The organism is Kitasatospora putterlickiae (assembly GCF_039527695.1).
Classification (GTDB): domain Bacteria; phylum Actinomycetota; class Actinomycetes; order Streptomycetales; family Streptomycetaceae; genus Kitasatospora; species Kitasatospora putterlickiae.
Genome location: NZ_BAAAKJ010000290.1, coordinates 1 through 1639, shown reverse-complemented (window position 1 = coordinate 1639; position 1639 = coordinate 1). Strand labels below are relative to the sequence as shown.

Below are 1639 nucleotides of genomic sequence, written 5' to 3'. Positions count from 1 at the left end.
CCCGGCCGGGTGGCGGCCGGGGCGACGGGGGCCTTGGAGCTGCGGGAGTCCGCGACGTACACGGGCGTCAGTTCCAGATGCCGGTGATGGTGGCGGCGGTGGCGGCGTTGCCCGCGTGGGTGGTCAGGCCCGCGAGGTCCTCCAGCGTGCGCAGCACGTTGTAGTGGTTGTAGGTGGTGGCGGTGGTGGAGCCCGGGGTGACGTGGGCGCCGTAGAACACGGTGGGGATGCGGTTGCCGGAGAGCCGGTTGTCCTCGTCGAAGGTGACCACGAGGACGCTGTTGTTGTTCTTGGCCCAGGTGGCGTAGGCGCCCAGCTTGTTCTGGATCCAGGTGTCGCCGGTGGAGACCGAGCAGTCGTGCATGTCGTTGCACAGGTCCGGGACGACGAAGGAGACCTTCGGCAGGGTGGCGAAGTTCGTCGGGAACTGCGTCATGGTGAGCGCGGTGCTGGTCGGCACGTTGCCGAAGCCGAACCACGGGTTGTGCTTCTGCGCGTACTTGCCGCTGGAACAGGTGGTCGAGCCCTGGCTCGGCAGGCCCTCGTTGTAGCTGGCCCAGGTCTTGCCGGCGGCGATCAGCTCGGAGGCGAGGTTCGGCTTGTTGATCGAGCCGACCGGCACGCAGCTGTCGTCGGTGCGGCCCTGGTTGGAGCCGGAGAACAGCTGGTAGTAGTTGGGCTCGCTGGGGTGGGTGAGCCCGAAGGACTGGGTGAGGGTGGCGCCGCCGGCCTTCAGCGTGTTGTTGATGTACGGCGCGCTGGAGGAGCCGATCACCTGGGTGTAGGCGTGGTTCTCCATGACGACCACGACCACGTGGTCGGGGGTCGGCAGGGCGGCGGCCCGGGCGGTGGTGCCGGTGGCGGCCCAGAGGCCGAGCGAGCCGGCGATCAGGCCGAGGCCGGCGGCGGAGGCGGTGAGGGTGCGGCGGGGGCGGCGCGGGGCGGCGCCCCCGGCGACGGGGGTCGTGGCGCTCATGTCAACAGTCTCCGGGGTTTCGGGCATGGTGTCCTCCGTGCGTCGGGGGGCGGCCGGGTCGGGGAGGCGGCCCGGCCGCGCGGGAAGTGCCGAATGGGAGAGGACCGCCGGCCGGTGGACCGGTGGTTTCGGAGCGCCGCAAACAGTAGGAGCGGCGCGGTGGCGCCGACCTCGGCGGGCACATGAAGAACGGGCGAACAGCGATCGGTGGCCGAGAACCGCCGCCGGACGCGGGTCGCGGCTGTCGCGATTGACCCGTTCATCACGGGCGTGGTGGGATTTCGGCGGTCCTCGGCACCCGGAATCGGCCTGACCTGGGCGTTCCGGCCGACGGGGGACCAGCGGGCGGCGGCGGGTTTCGGCCGCCCGGGGCGGGTGCCGACCACGGGCGGTCGGGGCGCGGCCTCACACAGGTGTCGGGCGGGTGGCGTGGAGAAACGGGACGTGAGCGGGGCGTGAGCGCGGCGTGAGAAGGCCGGACGGGAACGGTTCGGGCGGGAGCGGATCCGGCGCGTTGGGCGGTTCGGGTGACGCCGGCGGCCGCGAGGGCGCGCGCCCGCTCGTCGTCGGGGTGGGCGTGCGCGGTTCGGCGACGGAGGCGGAACTGCTGGATCTGATCCGGCGGGCGCTCGCCTCGGCCGGGCTGGCGCCCGACGCCGTCGG

Annotated in this window: 1 protein-coding gene; it reads right to left on the bottom strand. The window is 72.7% G+C overall.

Annotation, left to right across the window (positions count from 1 at the left end; all coding sequences use genetic code 11):
* Nucleotides 1-67 precede the first annotated feature (67 nt).
* Entirely contained in the window at nucleotides 68-976 is a 909-nt protein-coding gene (locus tag ABD308_RS28215) for an alkaline phosphatase family protein (protein ID WP_344340347.1), read from the bottom strand.
* Nucleotides 977-1639 lie beyond the last annotated feature (663 nt).

What these genes read in the sequence shown, in the direction of transcription:
- ABD308_RS28215 (WP_344340347.1), bottom strand. Translation starts at nt 976, where the DNA reads ATGAGCGCCACGACCCCCGTCGCCGGGGGCGCCGCCCCGCGCCGCCCC.